The sequence below is a fragment of the Campylobacter sp. RM9334 genome, from assembly GCF_020138145.1.
Taxonomy (GTDB): domain Bacteria; phylum Campylobacterota; class Campylobacteria; order Campylobacterales; family Campylobacteraceae; genus Campylobacter_E.
This window is the reverse complement of record NZ_JACGAX010000055.1, coordinates 1-720: the sequence shown is the minus strand read 5'-3', so window position 1 is coordinate 720 and position 720 is coordinate 1. Positions and strand designations below refer to the sequence as shown.

Below are 720 nucleotides of genomic sequence, written 5' to 3'. Positions count from 1 at the left end.
ATTTTATTAAGTGTAATAACTCTAACCTATGCAAGCGTAGGTAAAATATCAGCTATTAGAGGTGATGCAGTAGTTATCTCAAAAGGTAATGAAATAAAAGCTTTATTAAATCAAGAACTTGATGAAAGCGATATTATAAAAACGGGAAATAATGCAAGATTACAAATAATCTTTAATGACAACACCGTTACTACTCTAGGTAAAAACACAAGCCTAGAAATAAAACAATTCTTATTAGATGGAAAAAACTCTAAAGTAAATCTTGAAGTAAGTGAAGGAAGCTTTAAGGTAATTACAGGAGAAATCTCAAAACTAGCAAGAAAGAATTTCTCTTTAAAAGCTCATACAGCAACAATTGGCATTAGAGGAACAGTGTTTGTAGGAGAAGTTGGACTTAATATAAACAAATTAGCTTGCTTACAAGGTGCAATAGATGTTAAATTAGGTAATAAAACTTCTTTAATTGATTCAGGAAAACAAATAAGCTTTTCAAATACTAAAATAATCAAAGTTGAACCTTTAAAAGTAAATGATTTTTCTTTAACCAAAGCAAATATTAACGAAGATAATAAACCAGAAAAAATACAAGAAAAACAAGAAGATAAACAAAGCACTACAAATAATAACAATAAAGTAACAAGTATTACTTTAAGTAGTGATATTAAAGCTGATAATGCTAATTCAAATTCTAAAAATACTTTACAAACTAGTGAGCAAATT

General features: G+C 27.2%; 1 protein-coding gene. It reads left to right on the top strand.

The features are described from left to right. On the top strand, window positions 1-720 hold a 720-nt coding region (locus AVBRAN9334_RS10090), incomplete at both ends, for a FecR family protein (protein WP_336607739.1).